The organism is Pseudomonas sp. 22085 (assembly GCF_052045815.1).
Taxonomy (GTDB): domain Bacteria; phylum Pseudomonadota; class Gammaproteobacteria; order Pseudomonadales; family Pseudomonadaceae; genus Aquipseudomonas; species Aquipseudomonas glycinae.
In genome coordinates, this window is the sequence record NZ_JBQEQA010000003.1 from 1 (window position 1) to 19,965 (window position 19,965).

16 protein-coding genes are annotated in these 19,965 nt (G+C 61.7%); 5 read left to right on the top strand and 11 right to left on the bottom strand.

Going from position 1 to position 19,965, the window contains the following annotated elements; genetic code table 11:
* Window positions 1-151 precede the first annotated feature (151 nt).
* Complete coding sequence (locus ACTJK7_RS03945; RefSeq protein WP_039772451.1) at window positions 152-574, top strand: phasin family protein; 423 nt, start codon at window positions 152-154, stop codon at window positions 572-574.
* Between the two features lie 10 nt (window positions 575-584).
* Entirely contained in the window at window positions 585-1,463 is an 879-nt protein-coding gene (locus tag ACTJK7_RS03950) for a phasin family protein (RefSeq protein WP_085654418.1), read from the top strand.
* A gap of 70 nt (window positions 1,464-1,533) precedes the next feature.
* Here ACTJK7_RS03950 and ACTJK7_RS03955 read toward each other — a convergent pair whose 3' ends face one another.
* From ACTJK7_RS03955 to ACTJK7_RS04000, 10 genes are all read right to left on the bottom strand, one after another.
* A complete protein-coding gene (locus ACTJK7_RS03955) occupies window positions 1,534-2,154 on the bottom strand; it encodes a TetR/AcrR family transcriptional regulator (protein WP_007952414.1) in 621 nt (206 codons plus the stop codon).
* Between the two features lie 28 nt (window positions 2,155-2,182).
* Window positions 2,183-3,865, bottom strand: coding sequence for a class II poly(R)-hydroxyalkanoic acid synthase (gene phaC / locus ACTJK7_RS03960; RefSeq protein WP_011332066.1), 1,683 nt, complete (start codon window positions 3,863-3,865; stop codon window positions 2,183-2,185).
* A gap of 151 nt (window positions 3,866-4,016) precedes the next feature.
* Window positions 4,017-4,871 (bottom strand): poly(3-hydroxyalkanoate) depolymerase, encoded by an 855-nt coding sequence (phaZ, locus tag ACTJK7_RS03965; protein WP_007952412.1) that lies wholly within the window; start codon window positions 4,869-4,871, stop codon window positions 4,017-4,019.
* A gap of 160 nt (window positions 4,872-5,031) precedes the next feature.
* Entirely contained in the window at window positions 5,032-6,711 is a 1,680-nt protein-coding gene (gene phaC / locus ACTJK7_RS03970; RefSeq protein WP_011332067.1) for a class II poly(R)-hydroxyalkanoic acid synthase, read from the bottom strand.
* 258 nt (window positions 6,712-6,969) lie between these two features.
* Window positions 6,970-7,341: a gamma-butyrobetaine hydroxylase-like domain-containing protein gene (locus ACTJK7_RS03975; protein ID WP_039772444.1), complete on the bottom strand. Its 372-nt coding sequence runs from the start codon at window positions 7,339-7,341 to the stop codon at window positions 6,970-6,972.
* 77 nt (window positions 7,342-7,418) lie between these two features.
* The gene (gene hslU, locus ACTJK7_RS03980) at window positions 7,419-8,756 is read right to left on the bottom strand and encodes an ATP-dependent protease ATPase subunit HslU (protein WP_039772441.1); all 1,338 of its coding nucleotides are present in this window, start codon (window positions 8,754-8,756) and stop codon (window positions 7,419-7,421) included.
* 55 nt (window positions 8,757-8,811) lie between these two features.
* A complete protein-coding gene (hslV, locus tag ACTJK7_RS03985; RefSeq protein WP_039772440.1) occupies window positions 8,812-9,342 on the bottom strand; it encodes an ATP-dependent protease subunit HslV in 531 nt (176 codons plus the stop codon).
* 258 nt (window positions 9,343-9,600) lie between these two features.
* Window positions 9,601-10,317: an SPOR domain-containing protein gene (locus tag ACTJK7_RS03990; RefSeq protein WP_011332070.1), complete on the bottom strand. Its 717-nt coding sequence runs from the start codon at window positions 10,315-10,317 to the stop codon at window positions 9,601-9,603.
* A 1-nt stretch (window position 10,318) separates the two neighbouring features.
* Complete coding sequence (argS, locus tag ACTJK7_RS03995; RefSeq protein WP_440779999.1) at window positions 10,319-12,055, bottom strand: arginine--tRNA ligase; 1,737 nt, start codon at window positions 12,053-12,055, stop codon at window positions 10,319-10,321.
* A gap of 212 nt (window positions 12,056-12,267) precedes the next feature.
* Entirely contained in the window at window positions 12,268-14,487 is a 2,220-nt protein-coding gene (locus ACTJK7_RS04000; RefSeq protein ID WP_108559193.1) for a primosomal protein N', read from the bottom strand.
* Between the two features lie 180 nt (window positions 14,488-14,667).
* Between ACTJK7_RS04000 and rpmE the strand changes: the two genes are divergently transcribed.
* The 3 genes from rpmE to ACTJK7_RS04015 all read left to right on the top strand — a co-directional run bounded on the left by rpmE (window position 14,668) and on the right by ACTJK7_RS04015 (window position 17,163).
* Window positions 14,668-14,886, top strand: a complete 219-nt coding sequence (rpmE, locus tag ACTJK7_RS04005; protein ID WP_007952398.1) for a 50S ribosomal protein L31 — start codon at window positions 14,668-14,670, stop codon at window positions 14,884-14,886.
* 41 nt (window positions 14,887-14,927) lie between these two features.
* A complete protein-coding gene (locus ACTJK7_RS04010) occupies window positions 14,928-15,710 on the top strand; it encodes a thermonuclease family protein (RefSeq protein WP_108559195.1) in 783 nt (260 codons plus the stop codon).
* A gap of 184 nt (window positions 15,711-15,894) precedes the next feature.
* Window positions 15,895-17,163 (top strand): malic enzyme-like NAD(P)-binding protein, encoded by a 1,269-nt coding sequence (locus ACTJK7_RS04015; RefSeq protein WP_007952395.1) that lies wholly within the window; start codon window positions 15,895-15,897, stop codon window positions 17,161-17,163.
* A gap of 263 nt (window positions 17,164-17,426) precedes the next feature.
* Here the strand turns inward: ACTJK7_RS04015 and ACTJK7_RS04020 are convergent, their stop codons facing one another.
* A complete protein-coding gene (locus ACTJK7_RS04020; protein WP_064382834.1) occupies window positions 17,427-19,874 on the bottom strand; it encodes a penicillin-binding protein 1A in 2,448 nt (815 codons plus the stop codon).
* Window positions 19,875-19,965: the final 91 nt, after the last annotated feature.

Below are 19,965 nucleotides of genomic sequence, written 5' to 3' on the forward strand. Positions count from 1 at the left end.
TCGCGGGCAAGCCCGCTCCCACAGGGTACGTGTTTGCCCCGTCTTTTATGTCAGTTGTTAGGGTGCCGTTTCTAATTTTTCTCCCTATTTTGTGCCTGAGCCCGACACTCGTCAGGGCAGTTCCTCAAACCTTCTGCGCGTGAGGTGCACCATGGCCAAAGTCATTTTGAAGAAAAAAATCGACGCTTCGACTTCCGCTCTGAGCGACGTCAAATCCTATGCCCGCAAGATCTGGCTGGCAGGCCTGGGTGCCTACACCAAGGTCGGTCAGGAGGGCAGCGAGTACTTTCAGGAGTTGATCAAGGCTGGTCAAACTGTTGAAAAGAAAGGCAAAAAAGCCGTCACCGAAAAACTCGAAGCAGCCAACGCCGAGATCGATGAAGCCAAGAGCGAAGTCAGCTCTTTCAAAGGCCGGGTCGAAGTTCAGCTCGACAAGGTCGAGAAGGCGTTCGACACACGTGTGGCCAGTGCCTTGAATCGTATCGGCATTCCGTCTAAACATGACGTTGAGACACTCTCTGCTAAGCTCGATGAGCTGACGGCATTGCTCGAACGCGTCGCGCGTAAATCTTAAGGAGAACGGGATGGCTGGTAAAAAGAACACCGATAAAGAAGGCAGCTCGTGGATCGGAAAAGTCGAAGACTATTCCCGCAAGATCTGGCTGGCTGGTTTAGGCGTGTACTCGAAGATCGACACTGACGGCAGCAAGCTCTTCGATACATTGGTCAAAGACGGCGAGAAAGCCGAGAAGCTCACCAAGGCTGCAGTCGGCAAGAAAGTCGATGCTGCCAAGGATTCTGCAAGCTCGGCAAAATCGCGCATCAGCGGCGTGAAAGATCGCGCGCTGGGCACCTGGGATCAGCTGGAAGGGGCTTTCGACAAGCGCCTGAACAGTGCGATTTCGCGCCTGGGCGTACCGAGCCGCAACGAGGTGAAGGATCTGCACAAAAAGGTCGATACCCTGACCAGGCAGATCGAAAAGCTCACCGGCCTGAAAGCTCAGCCTGTCGCGGCGAAAACCGCAGCAGCCAAGCCTGCGGCCAAAACCGCTGCCAAGCCACTGGCTAAAGCCGCCGCCAAACCGGCCGCAAAAGCAGCAGCCAAAACCGCTGCCGCCAAGCCTGCAGCGAAAGCCGCGGCCAAACCGGTTGCTGCCAAGGCCGCCGCCAAGCCAGTTGCAAAAACGGCAGCAAAACCAGCTGCCAAACCGGCGGCCAAGCCTGCAGCGAAAACGGCTGCCGCCAAACCCGCTGCCAAGCCTGCCGCCAAACCGGCTGCGGCGAAAAAACCGGCAGTGAAAAAACCGGCCGCGCCGAAAGCCGCTGCGCCGAAAGCTGCAGCACCAAAACCGGTGACCACACCGCAAGCACTGGCAAGCACGTCGAACTCCGCCTCGGCTCCAACCCCGGCGCCTGCTCCGACTGCTGCATCGACGCCGTCGACGCCAACCAGTCAGTCCTGATTTTTCAGGGCTCAAAAAAACGCCCGGCCTGTGAAGGTCGGGCGTTTTTGTTTGGGTAAACGCCGTCGGATTACTCGTGATCTTCGAGGTACTGCAAAGCCATCCTCTCCGTCGCCACCTTCACCGGCGGCAACAGATGCGGCGCCACCAGCATCATGATCTGGTACACCACCAGCCGCACTTCCCCTTCACGATCAAGAATCCGTTGATAGTCCAGCGAGAACAGCAACGTCATGGTGATCTGCTCCACCAGTTGCCCCAGCGCCTGGGTGTCGCTGACCAGTTGCCCCGACGCTTTCAAGCGCGCCAGCAATGACGCGAGCGTACGCTTGAGCACGTTGAGAAACTGGCGAATGCCCTTGGCCAGTTTCGGCAGACGCCCGGCCAGGTTCGACAGGTCCTGGAACAGGAAGCGGTACTGCGCCAGCCGTTCGACGATCAGGTGCAGGAACAGCCAGTAATCCTCCGGCGCCAGTTCAACATCAGCGGGCGGGTCGAGCAGCGGGGCGAGGTCGTTCTGGAAACGCTCGAACAACCCGAGAATCAGCGGTTCCTTGCCGTGGAAGTGGTAGTAGAGGTTGCCGGGGCTGATCCCCATCTCATTGGCAACCTCCATGGTGGAGACGTTCGGCTCGCCCTTTTCATTGAACAACTGCAGGGCACATTCGAGGATCCGTTCGCTTGTTTTCATCCAGTCTTCTTAAAAGGGCTTGAGTCAGTCAGCGCACACGCACATAGGTGCCGGGTGCTGCTTCCATCGGTGGGTAATTGGCGTTGCCGAGGGTCATCCGGGTTTCGTGCAGGGTGCCGGAGCGCTGCTGCACCCACTCCAGCCATTGCGGCCACCAACTGCCGTCGACTTTCTTGGCGTCGTAGTACCAGGCGCGCGGATCGCTGCTGAGCTTTCCGTTCTCGACGTAATGGGCTTTCGGGTTGCCCGGCGGGTTGAGGATGCTCTGCACGTGGCCGCTGTTGGACAGCACGAAGCGCCGCTCGCCGCCCAGCAACAGTGTCGAGCGATACACCGCGTCCCACGGCGTGATGTGGTCGTTCATGCCGGCCACGCTGAAGCTGTCGACCGTGACCTTCTGCAGGTCGATCGGCGTGCCGCACACTTCCAGGCCCCCCGGATGGGTCAACGGGTTGTGCTTGAAGAAGTCCAGAATGTCGCCGTGAAACGCGGCGGGCAGGCGGGTGCTGTCGTTGTTCCAGTAGAGAATGTCGAACGCCGGCGGCTCCTTGCCCAGCAGGTAGTTGTTGACGAAATAACTCCAGATCAGATCGTTGGGGCGCATCCAGGCGAACACCTTGGCCATGTCGCGACCGTCCAGCACGCCTTTCTGATAGGAGCGCCGCTTGGCCGCTTCGAGCGTTTGCTCATCGGCGAACAGGGTGGCCGGGGTGTTCATTTCACTGTCGAGCAGGCTCACCAGATAGGTGGCGCTGGAGACCCGCCGCAACTGCCGCTTGGCCTGCAGATGCCCTTGCAGCGCGGCGATGGTCAGCCCGCCGGCGCAGGCGCCCATCAGGTTGACCTCACGGGCGCCGGTGATCGCCCGGCAGATGTTCATCGCTTCTTCCACGGCTTCGACGTAGGTCGACAGGCCCCATTCACGATGGCGCACATCCGGGTTGCGCCAGCTGATCATGAAGGTCTGCAAGCCGTTCTTCAGCGCAAACTGGACGAAGCTGTTGCTCGGGCTGAGGTCGAAAATGTAGTACTTGTTGATTTGCGGCGGCACCACCAGCAGCGGTTTCGAATATTGCTTCTCGCTCATCGGCCGGTATTGGATCAGCTCAAGCATTTCGTTGCGAAACACCACTGACCCTGTGGTGGTGGCGACGGTCTTGCCGACTTCGAAAGCCTGTTTGGTCACCTGGCGTGGCAGGCCATCGTTGTGCAGCAGATCATCAATCAGATGGCTGAGACCGCGCACCAGACTGTGGCCGCCGGAGTTGAACAGTTCTTTCACAGCCAGCGGATTGAGCAGGGTGTTGGAAGGCGCCACGGCGTCGTTGAGCAGGGTGAAGGCGAAATGCGCGCGCGCGCGGTCGTCGTCACTCATGCTGCTCTCGTCGATCCAGCTCTTGACCTGTTTCTGCCAGGCCAGATAAGCCTGCAGGCTGCGCCGGTAGAACGGGTTCAGGCTCCACGCCGGGTCGGCGAAGCGGCTGTCCTGCGGATTGGTCGGGTGCAGGGTTTCGCCGAGCAGCACGCGTCCGAGCGCACCTCCCAGCTTCAAGGCGTGTTTTGCACTGTGGATCGGATTGCGCAAGCCGTGGGCTGCCACGCTGCGCAAGGTCGAGATCAGGTCGCGGCCACGCAGACCGGTCATGGCACTCTGTGCATTGATGAACACGGCGGGGCTGGGCACGACGCCCGTCGCTGGTTTGTCACGCATGACTCAACACTCCTTCGTCTTCAGGCCAAAAACAAACACACCGAACCAGAACACCATAGACGCTGTTGCGGGTTGCTGCTTGCGCGGCCTCCTGCCACGCACCTGTCCAGACGCGCTGCAAAACGCTGTCCAGAAATCCGTGCCGGGACGGTTATCCGCCCAGCGGTGTCGGGTGCGGATGCATCACCGCACGCTGACGTTCCTCCTGGAGGAATTTCATGATGATCGGCGCCACCGCCTCGGCCCGGGTAATCAGGAACAGATGCCCGTCGTCGATGATGTGCAGCTGCGCGTTGGGGATGCGCCAGGCGAGCATGCGCATGTTGATCAGCGGGATCAGCGGATCGTCATCACCGGCCAGCACCAGGGTCGGCTGGTGGATCTTGTGCAGCCAGTGAATGCTGGTCCAGCCCAGGCCCGCGAACAGTTGCCAGTAGTAGCCGAGCTTGCCCGCCGAACGCACCTTCGCCGCATGGCTGGCGGCGAGTGTCGGGTCGCGGCGGAACGAGCCGCCGTAGATCATCGGGGCGATGCGGATCACATGGGACGGCTGGATATAACGCCGTGGGCTGGCCATCATCCACAGCACTTTCGGCTTGCCAGGCACCATCACCGCACCGGCAGCGGTCGCCGCCAGCACCAGCTTTTTGCAGCGCTCGGGATAGTCGTAGGCGAACTGTTGCGCCAGCGCGCCACCCCAGGACACGCCGATCACGTTGACCTGTCCGTAGTCGAGGTAATCGAGCATCCGCGCGGTGAGCTTCGCCAGCCCCGGAAAGCGATACGGCCGGCTCGGCGTCGAGGAACCGCCGACACCGGGCACGTCAAAGGCGATCACTTCCAGGTCCGGATCCAGCGCCGCGACAAAAGGAAACACCAGCTCCAGGTTGGCGCCGATGCCGTTGAAAATCAGCAAGGGCGTCAAGTGAGGCTTGCCGGGGCGGACTGCGGTGCGGATGGTCTGGCCATCCAGCTCGACGGTTCGAAAGATGAACGGGTGCGGCATGCTTCAAGGCCCTGTGGGTCGCAAATTCTATGTTCCACCTCGAACCCTGTGGGAGCGGGCTTGCCCGCGATGACGGTGGCAGCTTCAGCCAATGTGTCGACTGAAATACCGTTATCGCGGCAAGTCGAACCGCCGCTCCCACAGTTTCTTCAGGTGTCGGTTACCGCTCGTGTACGTAAGTGCCCGGTGAAGCTTCGCCTGCCGGATACGCCTTGTTGCCCAGTTTGGTCGGCGCCTTCTTCAATTCGCCCGACCGCGCGGCCTGCCACGCCTGCCAGTACAGCCACCAGGAGTCGGCGTGCTTGGTCGAGTTCTCCTGCCAGTCATCGGCATTGGCGGTCATTTCATCGCTGGTCATGTAGCGCGATTTAGGGTTGCCCGGCGGGTTCAGAATGCTCTGGATATGCCCGCTGCTCGACAGCACGAATTCCACCTTGCCACCGAACAGCTGCGCCGACTTGTAGCAGGACTTCCACGGGGTGATGTGGTCGTTGGTGCCGGCCAGCGAGAAGATGTCGGCGGTCACCTGCTTGAGGTCGATCGGCGTGCCGCACACTTCCAGTGCATTGGGGCGAATCAGTGGGTTGTTTTTGAACATCTCGATCAGGTCGCCGTGGAACGCGGCCGGCAGTCGAGTCGTATCGTTGTTCCAGAACAGGATGTCGAACACCGGCGGCTCGTTGCCGAGCAGGTAGTTGTTGACCCAGTAGTTCCAGATCAGATCGTTGGGACGCATCCAGGCAAAGACTTTGGCCATGTCTTTGCCTTCGAGCACGCCGGCCTGATAGGAGTGTCGCTTGGCCATTTCCAGCGTCTGCTCGTCGACGAACAGTGCGACATCACTGTCGAGGGTGGTGTCGAGCACGCTGACCAGCAGGGTCAGGGCATTGACCTTGTTCTCGCCCGTGGCGGCATAGTGGCCGAGCAGGGCGGTGCAGGTGATGCCGCCGGAGCAGGCGCCAAGCATGTTGACGTCCTTGCTGCCGGTGATCGCGGTGACCACGTCGACCGCTTCCTTCAGGGCCTCGATGTAGGTGGAAAGGCCCCACTCGCGCTGTTCCTTGGTCGGGTTGCGCCAGCTGACGATGAAGGTCTGCACATTGTTGCGCAGGCAGAAGCGCGCCAGGCTCTTGTCCGGGCTCAAATCGAATACGTAAAACTTGTTGATCTGCGGCGGCACCACCAGCAGCGGGCGCTCGTGCACTTGTTCGGTGATCGGCTTGTACTGGATCAGCTCCAGCACGTCGTTGCGAAACACCACCGCGCCTTCGGTCACACCCAGGCTCTTGCCGACCTCGAACGCGCCCATGTTGACCTGGCTCGGCATGCCGCCGTTGTGCACCAGATCCTTGGCCAGGTGCGAGAGGCCGTCGAGCAGGCTCTTGCCGCCGGTCTCGAAGAAGCGTTTGACTGCCGCCGGGTTGGCCGCCGTGTTGGTCGGCGCCATCGCCTCGGTCATCAGGTTGATCACGAAGTGGCCGCGCGCGATGTCCTTGGGCGAAAGGCTGCTGTCGTCGATCCAGGCATGGAGTTCCTTGCGCCATGCCAGGTAGGTTTGCAGATAACGTTTGTACAGCGGGTTCTGACTCCACGCCGGATCGACGAAGCGACGGTCATCGCCCGCCGGTTGCAGGTCGGATTTGCCGAACAGCACGTTCTTCAGTTCGAGGCCGAACTGGGTGACGTGTTTGACACTATGGATCGGTTGTTTGATGGCCTGGGTCAGCACCATTCGAGCAGAGGCCAGCAGATCCTTTCCGCGAAGCCCAACGACAGGATTCAGCCCCAGGGTGTTCTCCGAGGCCTGGTACTTCAAATCATCGTTATTCTTGTTACTCATCTACGACGCTCCATTGTCCTGAGACGAGTACCCGGTTTTCTGCTGTGCAGTTCCACAGCCAATGCCAGGTACTACTGCTCGGGTGACCGTTGATTCTGCATAGCTGCTTTACAGTCGTAGAGCACTGCAGGGAACTTGCCAGTTCCATTGGTTACCCGAGATTGATTTTTTTCGCAAGCAGCCGATCCCGGGCCGCTTTAGCGGAGCATTCAAACAGATGAATCTAGAAAATGCCCTCTAAACAGTCCGAGGCGCGGACTAGAGCATCAGCTTGACGACGGACTGGTCCGGGTCGCGGGTTTTGCCGGCGGCTTTGAGTTCGGCCAGATAATCGGCCCAGAGTGCGTCATGACGTCGCCCCAGCTCGTACAGGTAATCCCAGGTGAACAGACCGCTGTCGTGACCGTCGTCGAAGGTCAGTTTCAGTGCGTACTGACCGGCCGGTTCTACCTTGGTCAGGCCGACGTGCAGCTTGCCGAATTGCAGGATCGGTTTGCCGTGGCCCTGGACCTCGGCGGAGGGGGAATGCACGCGCAGGAATTCGGCGGGCAGGGTGTACTCCTCGCCGGACGCGTATTTGAGCGACAGGGTTTTCGAGGCTTTGTGCAGTTTGATGTCGGTGGGAAGCATAGAAAAAAGCCTTTAGCTGCAAGCTACAAGCGGCAAGCTTAACTCAGCTTGCCGCTTGTAGCTCGGAGCTGGCAGCTCTACAGAATATAACGGGACAGGTCTTCGTTCTGCGCCAATTCGCCCAGGTGGCTGTTGACGTATTCGGCGTCGATCTCGATCGCCTTGTCGTCGTGAGCGCTGGCCAGGTCGCCGGCACTGAACGACACCTCTTCCAGCAGACGCTCGAGCAGCGTGTGCAGGCGACGGGCACCGATGTTCTCGGTCTTCTCGTTGACCTGCCAGGCGATCTCCGCCAGACGCTTGATGCCTTCCGGCTGGAACTGGATGTTCAGGCCTTCGGTTTTCAGCAGCGCGCAGTATTGCTCGGTGAGCGAGGCGTGCGGTTCGCTGAGGATGCGTTCGAAGTCCTGCGGGCTCAGGGCCTTGAGTTCGACGCGGATCGGCAGACGGCCTTGCAGCTCCGGCACCAGATCGCTCGGCTTGCTCAGGTGGAACGCACCGGAGGCGATGAACAGGATGTGGTCGGTCTTGACCATGCCCAGCTTGGTGTTGACGGTGCAGCCTTCGATCAGCGGCAGCAGGTCACGTTGCACGCCTTCGCGGGACACATCAGCGCCGCCGACATTGCCGCGCTTGGCGACCTTGTCGATTTCGTCGATGAACACGATGCCGTGCTGCTCGACGGCTTCCAGGGCCTTGGCCTTCAACTCTTCTTCGTTGACCAGGCGACCGGCTTCTTCATCGCGTACCAGTTTCAGCGCTTCCTTGACCTTGAGCTTGCGGGCCTTCTTCTTGCCCTTGCCCATGTTGGCGAACAGGTTCTGCAACTGGTTGGTCATTTCTTCCATGCCCGGAGGCGTGGCGATTTCGATGCCGGCCATTTCGGCGACTTCGATCTCGATTTCCTTGTCGTCCAGCTGACCTTCGCGCAGGCGTTTGCGGAACAGCTGGCGAGTGTTGGAATCCTGGGTCGGCGCTTCTTCGTTGCTGAAGCCCATGCGTGCCGGTGGCAGCAGGGCGTCGAGGATACGGTCCTCGGCGGCGTCTTCGGCACGGTGGCGAACGCGGGTCATTTCCTGCTCGCGCAGCATCTTGATCGCAGCATCGGCCAGATCACGGATGATCGATTCGACGTCACGGCCGACGTAGCCGACTTCGGTGAACTTGGTCGCTTCGACCTTGATGAACGGCGCGTTGGCCAGCTTGGCCAGGCGACGGGCGATCTCGGTTTTACCGACACCGGTCGGGCCGATCATCAGGATGTTCTTCGGGGTCACTTCAACGCGCAGCTCTTCAGGCAGCTGCATGCGGCGCCAGCGGTTGCGCAGGGCAATCGCGACGGCGCGCTTGGCATCGTCCTGGCCGATGATGTGGCGGTTGAGTTCGTGGACGATTTCGCGGGGAGTCATGGACATAATAATTGACGGTCCTCAAGCAGAAACAAGCCGTGGCACAGGGGCCGCGTCAGGCTCATTCAGCGAGATCCTGCTCCTCAATGGTCTGGGTGTGGTTGGTGAATACACAGATGTCGCCGGCGATGCCGAGAGCGGTCTCGACGATTTCGCGGGCCGACAGATCGGTCTTCTTCAGCAGGGCGCTGGCGGCGGCTTGCGCATAGGCACCACCGGAACCCATGGCGATCAGGCCGTCTTCGGGTTCGACCACGTCACCGTTGCCGGTGATGATCAAGGATGCGTCCTTGTTGGCGACCGCGAGCATCGCTTCGAGGCGGCTCAGGGAGCGGTCGGTGCGCCATTCTTTGGCGAGTTCGACGGCGGCGCGGATCAGGTGGCCCTGGTGTTTTTCAAGCTGGCCTTCGAAGCGTTCGAACAGGGTGAAGGCGTCGGCGGTGGCACCGGCGAAACCGGCGATGACTTCGCCGTGGTACAGGCGACGAACTTTCTTCGCGTTGCCTTTCATCACGGTGTTGCCGAGAGAAACCTGGCCGTCGCCGCCCATGACGACTTTGCCGTGGCGGCGGACTGAAACGATGGTGGTCAAGGGAAGAGTCTCCACACTGCGGGGCGAAAATGCCTTATGCCCATTCATATGGGGGTGGTGGAGAGGATTTCAACTGCGGGGCGGGAGAGGGGACGAGCGGTGGTTTGCGCGGGGTCGTTCCCACGCAAAGCAACGTGATCGTTCCCACGCTCCGCGTGGGAATGCCTCAATGGACGCTCCGCGTCCCTGCGGCAAGGGACGCGGAGCGTCCCGGGCTGCATTCCCACGCGGAGCGTGGGAACGATCAGTGGGAAGTTGTTAGCGGCTCTGACGTTGTTGTAACAACAGGTTGCTGAAGCCGGCGCCCGCCAGTTGTTTCTGGGCGGTGGTCAGTTGTTCGCGGTTGCTGAACGGGCCGACCAGTACGCGATACCAGGTTTCATCCTTGACCGTCCCGGACTCAACCGCGACCGCCTGACCGAGCAGAATGATCTGCGCGCGGACCTTGTCGGCATCCGTCTCTTTGCGGAACGAGCCGGCTTGCAGGAAGAACTTGGTCACCGGTGCAGCCTTCGTCACTGGTGGCGCTGGCGGTGGGGTGATCCCGGCCAGTGCAGCCTGTGCCCGTGCGGTGTCGATCTTCGCCGCTTCCGCCGGGGTCACCGGCGTGGTCGGGATTGCCGGCACTTGTGGCGTCGGCAGGGTTTTCTCCGGCACCGCGTCCGGCGGCACGATCACTTCCGATTCCGGCAGCAGGGTGTAGAAGTCGTACTTCGGCTTCACCGGTTGCGTCGGGCTCGGCGGGGTCTTGTTGGCCTCGGCGATCTTGGTGGCTTTCTGTTGTTGCTGTTGCTCGATCTTCTCGCGCTTGACCGTGTCGCTGCCCTTGCCCGGCTCCAGCTTCATCAGGAACACGATGAACGCGCCGACCGTCAGGCCGATGGCCATCCACAGCCAGCCCGGGATCGGTTGCTTCGCTGGAGCTTGGTAACGGCTGGCGCCACGCTTGGGTGCAGGTTTTTTCTTGGCAGCCAACTTACATGCGCTCCAGGGTTTCCAGGCCGAGCAGTTCCAGGCCTTGCTTGAGGGTACGGCCGGTCAGCGCGGCAAGGCGCAGACGGCTTTGCATTTGTGCCGGGGTGTCGGCGGCGAGGATCGGGCAGTTCTCGTAGAAGCTGGAGAACAGGCCGGCCACGTCGTACAGGTAGGTGCAGAGGGTGTGTGGCGTGCCCTTTTCCGCAACGTTGTTCAGCACTTCACCGAACTGCGCCAGTTTCGCCGCCAGTTCCTGTTCGTGCGCCGCTTCGAGGACGATCTGGCCGTCGACTTCGCTGAAATCCTTGCCCAGTTTGCGGAACACGCCGGCCACGCGGGTGTAGGCGTACAGCAGGTACGGCGCGGTGTTGCCTTCGAAGTTGAGCATCAGGTCGAAGTTGAAGCTGTAGTCGCTGGTGCGGTGTTTCGACAGGTCGGCGTATTTCACCGCGCCGATGCCGACCACTTTGGCGATCGCGCGCAGTTCGTCTTCGGCCAGTGTCGGGTTCTTTTCCTTCACCAGGCTGTAGGCGCGTTCTTGCGCTTCGGTCAGCAGGTCGATCAGCTTCACGGTGCCGCCGTCACGGGTCTTGAACGGACGGCCGTCGGCGCCGTTCATGGTGCCGAAGCCCATGTGCTCCATTTCCATCGGATGGGTCACGAAACCGGCCTTGCGCGCCACGGCGAACACTTGCTGGAAGTGCAGGGCCTGACGCTGGTCGACGAAGTACAGCGCACGGTCGGCCTTCAGCTTGCCGCTGCGATAACGCACGGCCGCCAGGTCGGTGGTGGCGTACAGGTAGCCGCCGTCGGCCTTGACGATGATCACCGGCAGCGGCTCGCCTTCGGCGTTCTTGAATTCGTCGAGGAACACGCACTGGGCGCCGTTACTCTCGACCAGCATGCCGGCGGCTTTCAGGTCGTTGACCACGTTGATCAGGTCGTCGTTGTAGGCGCTTTCGCCCATCACGTCGGCCATGGTCAGTTTGACGTTGAGCAGTTCGTAGATCTTCTGGCAGTGCGACAGCGAGATGTCCTTGAACTTGGTCCACAGCGCCAGGCATTCAGCGTCGCCGGCCTGCAACTTGACCACCAGACCACGGGCGCGGTCGGCGAATTCCGGAGATTCGTCGAAGCGTTGCTTGGCGGCGCGGTAGAAGTTTTCCAGGTCCGACAGCTCGTCGCTGGTGATCGGGTTTTCCTGCAGGTACGCCATCAGCATGCCGAACTGGGTGCCCCAGTCGCCGACGTGGTTCTGACGGATGACGGTGTCGCCGAGGAATTCGAGCACGCGGGCCACGCCGTCGCCGATGATGGTCGAACGCAGGTGGCCGACATGCATCTCTTTGGCCAGGTTCGGCGCCGACAGATCGACCACGGTGCGTTGCGCCGGGCCGGCCTTGCGCACGCCAATGTGATCGTCGGCCAGAGCCGCGTCGAGGCGCGAGGCCAGCGCCTGGGTGTTCTGGAAGAAATTGATGAAGCCAGGACCGGCGATTTCGGCCTTGGTGACGTTTTCGTCAGCCGGCAGGGCGGCGATGATTTTTTCCGCCAGATCGCGCGGCTTCATGCCCGCAGGCTTGGCCAGCATCATGGCGATGTTGCTGGCAAAGTCGCCGTGGGTCTTGTCCCGGGCGTTTTCCACCTGGATCGCCGGCGTCAGGCCTTCAGGCAACACACCTTCGTTGACGAGTTGGGTGAGGGCTTGTTGGATCAGCTGGCGAATGGTGTCTTTCATGGTCTTCTCTTTCGACCGCAAGCGCGGCGGCGCATCGATGCGCGGGTGGAAAAACTGGGCATTATCCGTTGCGAAGACGGGCTTGCCAACCTTAGCAGGCAGGATGTGGATGTGTGGTGACAATTCGTCAGCCATCGCTGGCAAGCCAGCCCCCACAAGAGCGACACAATTCCCCTGTGGGAGCTGGCTTGCCAGCGATAGTGATCGATCAATCAATACAAATCGACAGGATCGACATCCAGCGACCAGCGCACCGCCCGACCGCTTGGCATCTGCTCCAGCACCAGCAGCCAGCTCGCCAGCAGTCGGTGCAGCGGCGCCCGGGCCGTGGCCTGTAACAGAAGCTGCGCGCGGAAACGCCCGGCCCGACGCTCCATCGGCGCCGGCACGGGTCCCAGCAGTTCAATACCGGTCAGGTTCTGTTCGGCCAGCAACCGCTCGGCCTCGCTGCACGCTTCATCAAGAAAGCCTTCGGCCTGCCCCGGCTTGTGCGCTTCGGCGCGCAACAGCGCCAGATGCGCGAACGGCGGCAGGCCGGCGGCGCGGCGTTCGCTCAGGGCCTGTTCGGCGAAGGCGAAGTAACCCTGCTCGGTCAGTTGCACCAATAAAGGATGGTCGGCCAGATGCGTCTGGATGATCACCTTGCCCGGTTCCTCCGCACGCCCGGCACGCCCGGCAACCTGCACGATCAGCTGCGCCATGCGCTCGCTGGCGCGGAAGTCGCCGGAGAACAGACCGCCGTCGGCATCGAGGATCGACACCAGCGTCACCCGAGGGAAATGGTGCCCCTTGGCCAACATCTGGGTGCCGACCAGAATGCACGGCTGACCTTTCTGGATCGTGGCGAACAACTGGTTCATCGCGTCCTTGCGCGACGTGCTGTCCCGGTCGACGCGCAACACCGGATAGTCCGGGAACAGAATCGCCAGCCGTTCCTCGGCCCGCTCGGTGCCGGCGCCCACGGGGCGCAGATCGACCTTGTTGCACTTCGGGCATTGGCGCGGCACGCGCTCCACGTAACCGCAGTGGTGGCAGCGCAATTCGCCGTAGCGCTGGTGCACGGTCATCCGCGCATCGCAGCGCTGGCATTCGGACATCCAGCCGCAGTCATGGCACAGCAGAGTCGGGGCAAAGCCGCGACGGTTGAGGAACACCAATACCTGCTGGCCGGCGGCGAGGGTCTGGCCGATGGCTTGCTGCATCGGCCCGGAAATGCCGCTGTCCAGTGGACGACTTTTCACGTCCAGGCGCAGGAAGCGTGGCTGTTTGGCGCCGCCGGCACGTTCGTTCAGGCGTAGGAGTCCGTAGCGGCCGGTGTGGGCGTTGTGCAGGCTTTCCAGCGATGGCGTCGCCGAGCCGAGCACGATCGGGATGTTTTCCTGCCGCGCCCGCACCAGCGCCAGATCCCGCGCGTGGTAGCGCAGGCCTTCCTGCTGTTTATAGGAGCCGTCGTGTTCTTCGTCGATGATGATCAGCCCCGGGTTTTTCATCGGGGTGAACAGCGCCGAACGGGTGCCGATAATAATGTCGGCCTCGCCGTCACGGGCGGCGAGCCACGCGTCCAGACGATCACGGTCGTTGACCGCCGAGTGCAGCAAGGCGATGCGGGCGTTGAAGCGTTGCTCGAAGCGGGCGAGGGTCTGCGGGCCGAGGTTGATCTCCGGGATCAGCACCAGCGCCTGTTTGCCGGCCTCAAGGGTTTCGCGGATCAGCTGCAAGTAGACTTCGGTCTTGCCGCTGCCGGTGACGCCGGCCAGCAGGAACGCGTGATAACTGTCGAAACCGGCGCGAATCGCTTCGTAAGCGGCGCGCTGCTCGCTGTTGAGCGGCAGTTCCGGCTGGGCCAGCCAGTGTTCATGGCGTGCGCCGGGGGCGTGGCGGCGCACTTCGACCTGCACCAGATCCTTGGCCAACAGCAGATCGAGGCTGTCTTTGCTCAGCATCAATTTGCTCAGCAACTGATGGGCCACGCCGTGAGGGTGCTGGGCCAAAGTCGCCAGGGCTTCACGCTGGCGCGGGGCGCGGGCGATGCGCGGGTCATCGAGGCTGGCGCCGGGAGCGGCGGACCAGAAGCGTTCCTGCCGAACCTCGGCCAGTTCGCCCTGGCGCAGCAGCACCGGCAGCGCCCAGCTCAGGGTGTCGCCGAGGCTGTGCTGATAATACTGCGCAGTCCACAGGCACAGCTTGAACAGCGCCGGCGGTAGCGGAGCGGTGGCGTCGAGCAGCGCCAGTGCCGGTTTGAGCTTCTCCACTGGCACTTCACTGGTGTCATTGACCTCCACCAGAATCCCGATCATCTCCCGTCGGCCGAACGGCACCCGCAGGCGCATGCCCGGTTGCAACTGCGAACGCAGCACGCCGGCCGGGGCCCGATAGTCGAACAGGCGGCGCAGGGGCGAAGGCAGGGCGAGGCGCAGAATGGCGTCGGGCACGCGGGATCTCGATTAGAAGCTAACAAGCAGCGGGGATGAGGTTTGGGCCGGGAGCCTAGCAGACGGTCGGTCTCAGCGACAGCTTGCGTGATCGGGATTGTCTGGTAGAATCCGCGGCCTAATTACGTGCGGTATTCAACAATCGTGTTGGATGGCGGCACGCCAGCTGAGGAAAACACCATGAAAGCCGATATCCACCCGAATTACCCAGAAGTTGCAGTAACTTGCAGCTGCGGCAACAAGTTCGAAACCCGTTCGACCTTCGGCAAAGCCCTGGCGATCGACGTTTGCAACGAGTGCCACCCGTTCTACACCGGTAAGCAGAAGACTCTGGACACCGGTGGTCGCGTTCAGAAGTTCGCCGACCGTTTCGGTGCTTTCGGCGCGAAAAAGGCCTAAGGCCCTTCATTCTGGAAAACCTCAGCGGCTTTTCCGGTCTGATGAAAAAGGCGTCCCTTGCGGGCGCCTTTTTTGTGTCCGCGATTTGGCTCTCCGCCGCCCAGGCCTTCTGCCCCGTGCCGGCCAGGCTGGACAGCGCCACGGTGCAGCGCGTGGTCGACGGCGACACCCTGCGTCTGAGCGACGGGCGCAATGTGCGGATGATCGGCCTCAATACGCCCGAACTCGGCAAGCAGGGCCGCAGCGACGAGCCGTTTGCAGTGGCCGCGCGCAAGCGCCTCGAAGACCTGGTCGCCGAGAGCGACGGGCGGGTCGGCCTGCGACTCGGCGCCGAGTCCAAGGACCGTTACGGCCGCACCCTGGCCCATGTTTTCAGCGCCAGGGGTGAGAATCTCGAAGCGCAGATGCTCGCCGATGGCCTCGGTTTCCAGGTCGCGGTGGCGCCGAATGTCGATCTGGTCGATTGCCAGCAAGCTGCCGAACGCCGCGCGCGGCAGGCCGGGCTCGGCCTGTGGAAGGGCTCGCCTGTACTGAAAGCGGAGCAGATCGAGCGCTCGGGTTTCGCGCTGGTCAGCGGTCGTGTGAGCAAGGTTCAGCGCAATCGCGGCGGAATCTGGATCGAGTTGCAGGACAAGCTTGTACTGCGTGTTGCACCCAATCTGCTTGATCGCTTCGACGCCGCCTCTCTGCAGGCGTTGAAGGGCAAGCAGATCGAGGCTCGTGGCTGGGTGGTCGACCGTTCCCGGCGCGGTGGACTGAAATCAGGTCAGGCGCGCTGGCTGTTGCCGCTGACCGATCCTTCGATGCTCCAGCCCTCCCGCTGAATAAAAAGTTGTAGACATTTTTTCTGTCGATTGTGAACAGTCTAGCCCTTGTGCGCCGTGGCTCTTGGCCCAAAGTCTTAGGGCAGGGCGCTTGACAGGGGTGACCGGGCAGTCTTGTGGGGACTTTGCGAGGCGCGTATCCTCGCTGACCAGTCTGTCCAACAGTAAAAAGCGGAATGCCAAAATGTCTGATCTGAAAACTGCCGCTCTCGAATATCATGCCAATCCTCGTCCAGGAAAGCTGAGTGTCGAGCTCACCAAGGCCACTGCTACCGCCCGCGACCTGTCGCTGGCCTACAGCCCCGGCGTAGCTGAACCAGTGCGCGAGATCGCCCGCGATCCTGAACTGGCCTACAAGTACACCGGCAAGGGCAACCTGGTTGCAGTCATTTCCGATGGCACCGCGATTCTGGGCCTGGGTAACCTCGGCCCACTGGCTTCCAAGCCAGTGATGGAAGGTAAAGGCGTGCTGTTCAAGCGCTTCGCCGGCATTGACGTCTTCGACATCGAAGTCGACTCCGAAAGCCCGCAAGCCTTCATCGACACCGTAAAACGCATTTCCATCACCTTCGGCGGCATCAACCTGGAAGACATCAAGGCGCCTGAGTGCTTTGAAATCGAACGCGCGCTGATCGAGCAGTGCGACATTCCGGTCTTCCACGATGACCAGCACGGCACCGCGATCGTGACCGCTGCGGGCATGATCAACGCCCTGGAAATCGCTGGCAAAACCCTGGCCGACGCCAAGATCGTCTGCCTGGGCGCTGGCGCCGCCGCCATCTCCTGCATGAAATTGCTGGTGAGCATGGGCGCCAAGGTCGAAAACATCTTCATGGTTGACCGTACCGGCGTTATCCACGCTGGCCGTGACGACCTGAACCAGTACAAGGCTGTGTTCGCTCACCCTACCGAGAAACGCACCCTGGACGACGCCATCGAAGGTGCTGACGTATTCGTCGGCCTGTCGGGTCCAAACCTGCTGAGCGCCGAGCAACTCAAGCGCATGGCGGCCAACCCGATCGTCTTCGCCTGCTCCAACCCGGATCCGGAAATCTCCCCGGAACTGGCTCATGCCACCCGTAACGATGTGATCATGGCCACCGGCCGTTCGGACTACCCGAACCAGGTCAACAACGTACTGGGCTTCCCGTTCATCTTCCGTGGTGCCCTGGACGTTCGCGCCAAGCGCATCAACGAAGAAATGAAGATCGCTGCCGCCAACGCCCTGCGCGAACTGGCCAAGCTGCCGGTCCCGCAGGAAGTGTGCGACGCCTACGGCGGTATCTCCCTGGAATTCGGCCGTGAGTACATCATTCCGAAGCCAATGGACAAGCGCCTGATCACCGTGATCTCCGACGCCGTGGCCAAGGCCGCGATCGAGACTGGTGTGGCGACCCTGCCATATCCGAAGAACTACCCGCTGAAAAGCGTGGATGACGTGTTCAACGGCTAAGCCGTTGTAGCGCTTCAGCCGAAAGCCCCGGTTCGTGAGAGTCGGGGCTTTTTTGTGCCTGTTGATTTTGGGGTGATCTTTAGGGCCTCTTCGCGGGAAGGCCCGCTCCCACAGGGTTTTGTGGCGTTCACAAATGGAGCGCACACCCGGTTACTGTGGGAGCGGGCTTGCCCGCGAAGAGGCCGGCTCAGACAACACAAAATGAACAGGCAATAAAAAGCCCCGCACTTCAATCGAAGGCGGGGCTTTTTGGCGGATCAGGATCAGAACAAATCGATCGGCGCCTGTTCATCCGCCGGCAGCGGACTGCCCGGTACGGCGCCATTGCCGATCTCGTTGACCGACGGCGGCGTGTCCTCAGCCTTGAACAGCTCGAAGTACGCACCCGGTGTGCTCGGCGATGCCGCGCGACCGCTGACCGGGTCCACCCGCAGGCTGAGGATGCCTTCCGGCTCCGGCTGGACATGCGGTGGCTTGTCCTTGAGCGCGGCGGCCATGTAGTTCATCCAGATCGGCAGTGCCACGGTGCCGCCGAATTCCCGGCGACCGAGGCTTTCCGGCTGGTCGAAACCGGTCCACACGGTGGTCACGTAGTCGGCGTTGTAACCGGAGAACCACGCATCCTTGGATTCGTTGGTGGTACCGGTCTTGCCGGCGATGTCGCTGCGGCCCAGAGCTAGTGCGCGCCGGCCGGTGCCAAGCTTGATCACGTCCTGCAGCATGCTGTTGAGGATGTAGGTGGTACGGCCATCGACGATGCGCTCGGCGACGGCTGGTGCTTGGGGCACGGCAGCGTTGCCCGGCGCTTCACCTGGAACCGGCGCTGCATTGACGGTGAACGCCTGGGTGGCGGGTGCGGCAATGCCGTCGGTAGCTGCGGCGCCCTGCGGTACGGTCGGCGGGTTGGCGACGAACAGCGTATCGCCGTTGCGGCTTTCGATCTTGTCGATGATGTACGGGGTGATCTTGTAGCCGCCGTTGGCAAAGGTGCTCCAGCCAGTGGCGATTTCCATTGGCGTCAGGGTCGCGGTGCCCAGCGCCAGCGACAGGTTTGGCGGCAGGTCCTGCTTGTTGAAGCCGAAGCGGGTGATGTAGTCGATGGTCTTGCCTACGCCCATCGCCTGCAACAGGCGGATCGATACCAGGTTGCGCGACTTGTACAGTGCCTCACGCAGGCGGATCGGGCCGAGGAAGGTGTTGGTGTCGTTCTTCGGACGCCAGACCTTGTCCAGGTACTCGTCGACGAACACGATCGGTGCGTCGTTGACCAGACTGGCGGCGGTGTAGCCGTTATCCAGCGCGGCGCTGTAGACGAACGGCTTGAAGCTTGAGCCCGGCTGACGCTTGGCCTGCATCGCGCGGTTGTAGTTGCTTTGTTCGAAGGCGAAACCGCCGACCAGCGAACGGATCGCGCCGTTCTGCGGATCCAGCGACACCAGCGCGCCCTGGGCCTGCGGAATCTGGCTGAACTTCAGCGAATTGTTCGGCTGGCGCTGCACGCGAATCAGGTCGCCGATCTGTGCCACATCCGACGGCTGACGCGGCGCGGCACCCATGCTGTTGGTGTTGAGGAACGGGCGTGCCCATTTCATGGTGTCCCATGCCACGTGCTCTTCGCCGGTGCGGGTCAGCACTTGCAGGCCGTTCTTGTCGACCTGGGTGACGATGGCCGGTTCGAGGCTGCTGATGGTGCGTTGCTTGGTCAGTTCGGTGGCCCAGGCTTCGCGGGTCTTGCCCGGCAGGCGCGATTCAGGACCACGGTAGCCGTGACGCTGGTCGTAGGTCATCAGGCCTTCGTGCAGCGCGGTGTTGGCCATTTCCTGGAGGTTGCTCGGCACCGTGGTGGTAACGCGGAAACCTTCGGTATAGGCGTCGCTGCCGTAGCGACCGACCATTTCCGCACGGGCCATCTCGGCGATGTACGGCGCGTTCACTTCCGGTGTCGGCACGTGATAGCTGGCGTTCAGCGGTTCGTTGATCGCGGCGGTGTAGTCGGCTTCGGTGATTTTGCCGAGTTTGTACATGCGGCCGAGGATCCAGTCGCGCCGCTCCTTGCTGCGCGCCGGGTTGGCCAGCGGGTTGAAACGCGACGGGGCTTTCGGCAGGCCGGCGATCATCGCCATCTGCGCCAGGCTGACCTCGCGGATCGACTTGCCGTAATACACCTGCGCCGCCGCCTCGATGCCGTAGGCGCGGTTGCCCAGGTAGATCTTGTTCACGTAGAGCTCAAGGATCTCGTCCTTGGTCAATTGCCGCTCGATCTGCAGGGCCAGCAGGATTTCCGTGGTCTTGCGCGAGAAGCTGCGTTCGCTGGTCAGGAAGAAGTTCTTCGCCACCTGCATGGTGATGGTGCTGCCGCCGGACTGGATGTGCCCGCTCTTGACCAGTTGGGTCGCGGCACGCATCAGGCTGCTCGGATCAACGCCGTAGTGGTTGGCGAAGTTGTCGTCTTCAGCACTTAGTAACGCATTGATGAAATTGGGGGGAATGTCGGCGAAACGGATCGGTGTGCGGCGCATTTCGCCAAATTCTGCGATCAACTTGTTGTCGCTGCTGTAGACCCGGAGCGGAATCTGCAACTGAATGCTTCTCAGCGCCTCCACAGATGGCAAACCCGGACTAAGGTAAAGAAACGCGCCGCTGAGACCTAAAAGCAGTCCGCAGAAAACGGCGACGATGGACCAACCGAAAAATTTCAGCAGACGAATCAAGGCTTTTGGACATCCACGGCAAAGAATGAATTGGGCGACAGGGTCCCGGCTAACACACAGAACGACCCGCGCCGGCAGTAAAAAGCGGAAA

Excerpts from the sequence above, each read along its gene's own strand:
- argS (WP_440779999.1), bottom strand. The coding sequence starts at position 12,055 with ATGAAAGACACCATTCGCCAGCTGATCCAACAAGCCCTCACCCAACTC.
- ACTJK7_RS03955 (WP_007952414.1), bottom strand. The coding sequence starts at position 2,154 with ATGAAAACAAGCGAACGGATCCTCGAATGTGCCCTGCAGTTGTTCAAT.
- ACTJK7_RS03950 (WP_085654418.1), top strand. The coding sequence starts at position 585 with ATGGCTGGTAAAAAGAACACCGATAAAGAAGGCAGCTCGTGGATCGGA.
- rpmE (WP_007952398.1), top strand. The coding sequence starts at position 14,668 with ATGAAAGCCGATATCCACCCGAATTACCCAGAAGTTGCAGTAACTTGC.
- hslU (WP_039772441.1), bottom strand. The coding sequence starts at position 8,756 with ATGTCCATGACTCCCCGCGAAATCGTCCACGAACTCAACCGCCACATC.
- phaZ (WP_007952412.1), bottom strand. The coding sequence starts at position 4,871 with ATGCCGCACCCGTTCATCTTTCGAACCGTCGAGCTGGATGGCCAGACC.
- phaC (WP_011332067.1), bottom strand. The coding sequence starts at position 6,711 with ATGAGTAACAAGAATAACGATGATTTGAAGTACCAGGCCTCGGAGAAC.
- ACTJK7_RS03975 (WP_039772444.1), bottom strand. The coding sequence starts at position 7,341 with ATGCTTCCCACCGACATCAAACTGCACAAAGCCTCGAAAACCCTGTCG.
- phaC (WP_011332066.1), bottom strand. The coding sequence starts at position 3,865 with ATGCGTGACAAACCAGCGACGGGCGTCGTGCCCAGCCCCGCCGTGTTC.
- ACTJK7_RS04010 (WP_108559195.1), top strand. The coding sequence starts at position 14,928 with ATGAAAAAGGCGTCCCTTGCGGGCGCCTTTTTTGTGTCCGCGATTTGG.
- ACTJK7_RS03945 (WP_039772451.1), top strand. The coding sequence starts at position 152 with ATGGCCAAAGTCATTTTGAAGAAAAAAATCGACGCTTCGACTTCCGCT.
- ACTJK7_RS04015 (WP_007952395.1), top strand. The coding sequence starts at position 15,895 with ATGTCTGATCTGAAAACTGCCGCTCTCGAATATCATGCCAATCCTCGT.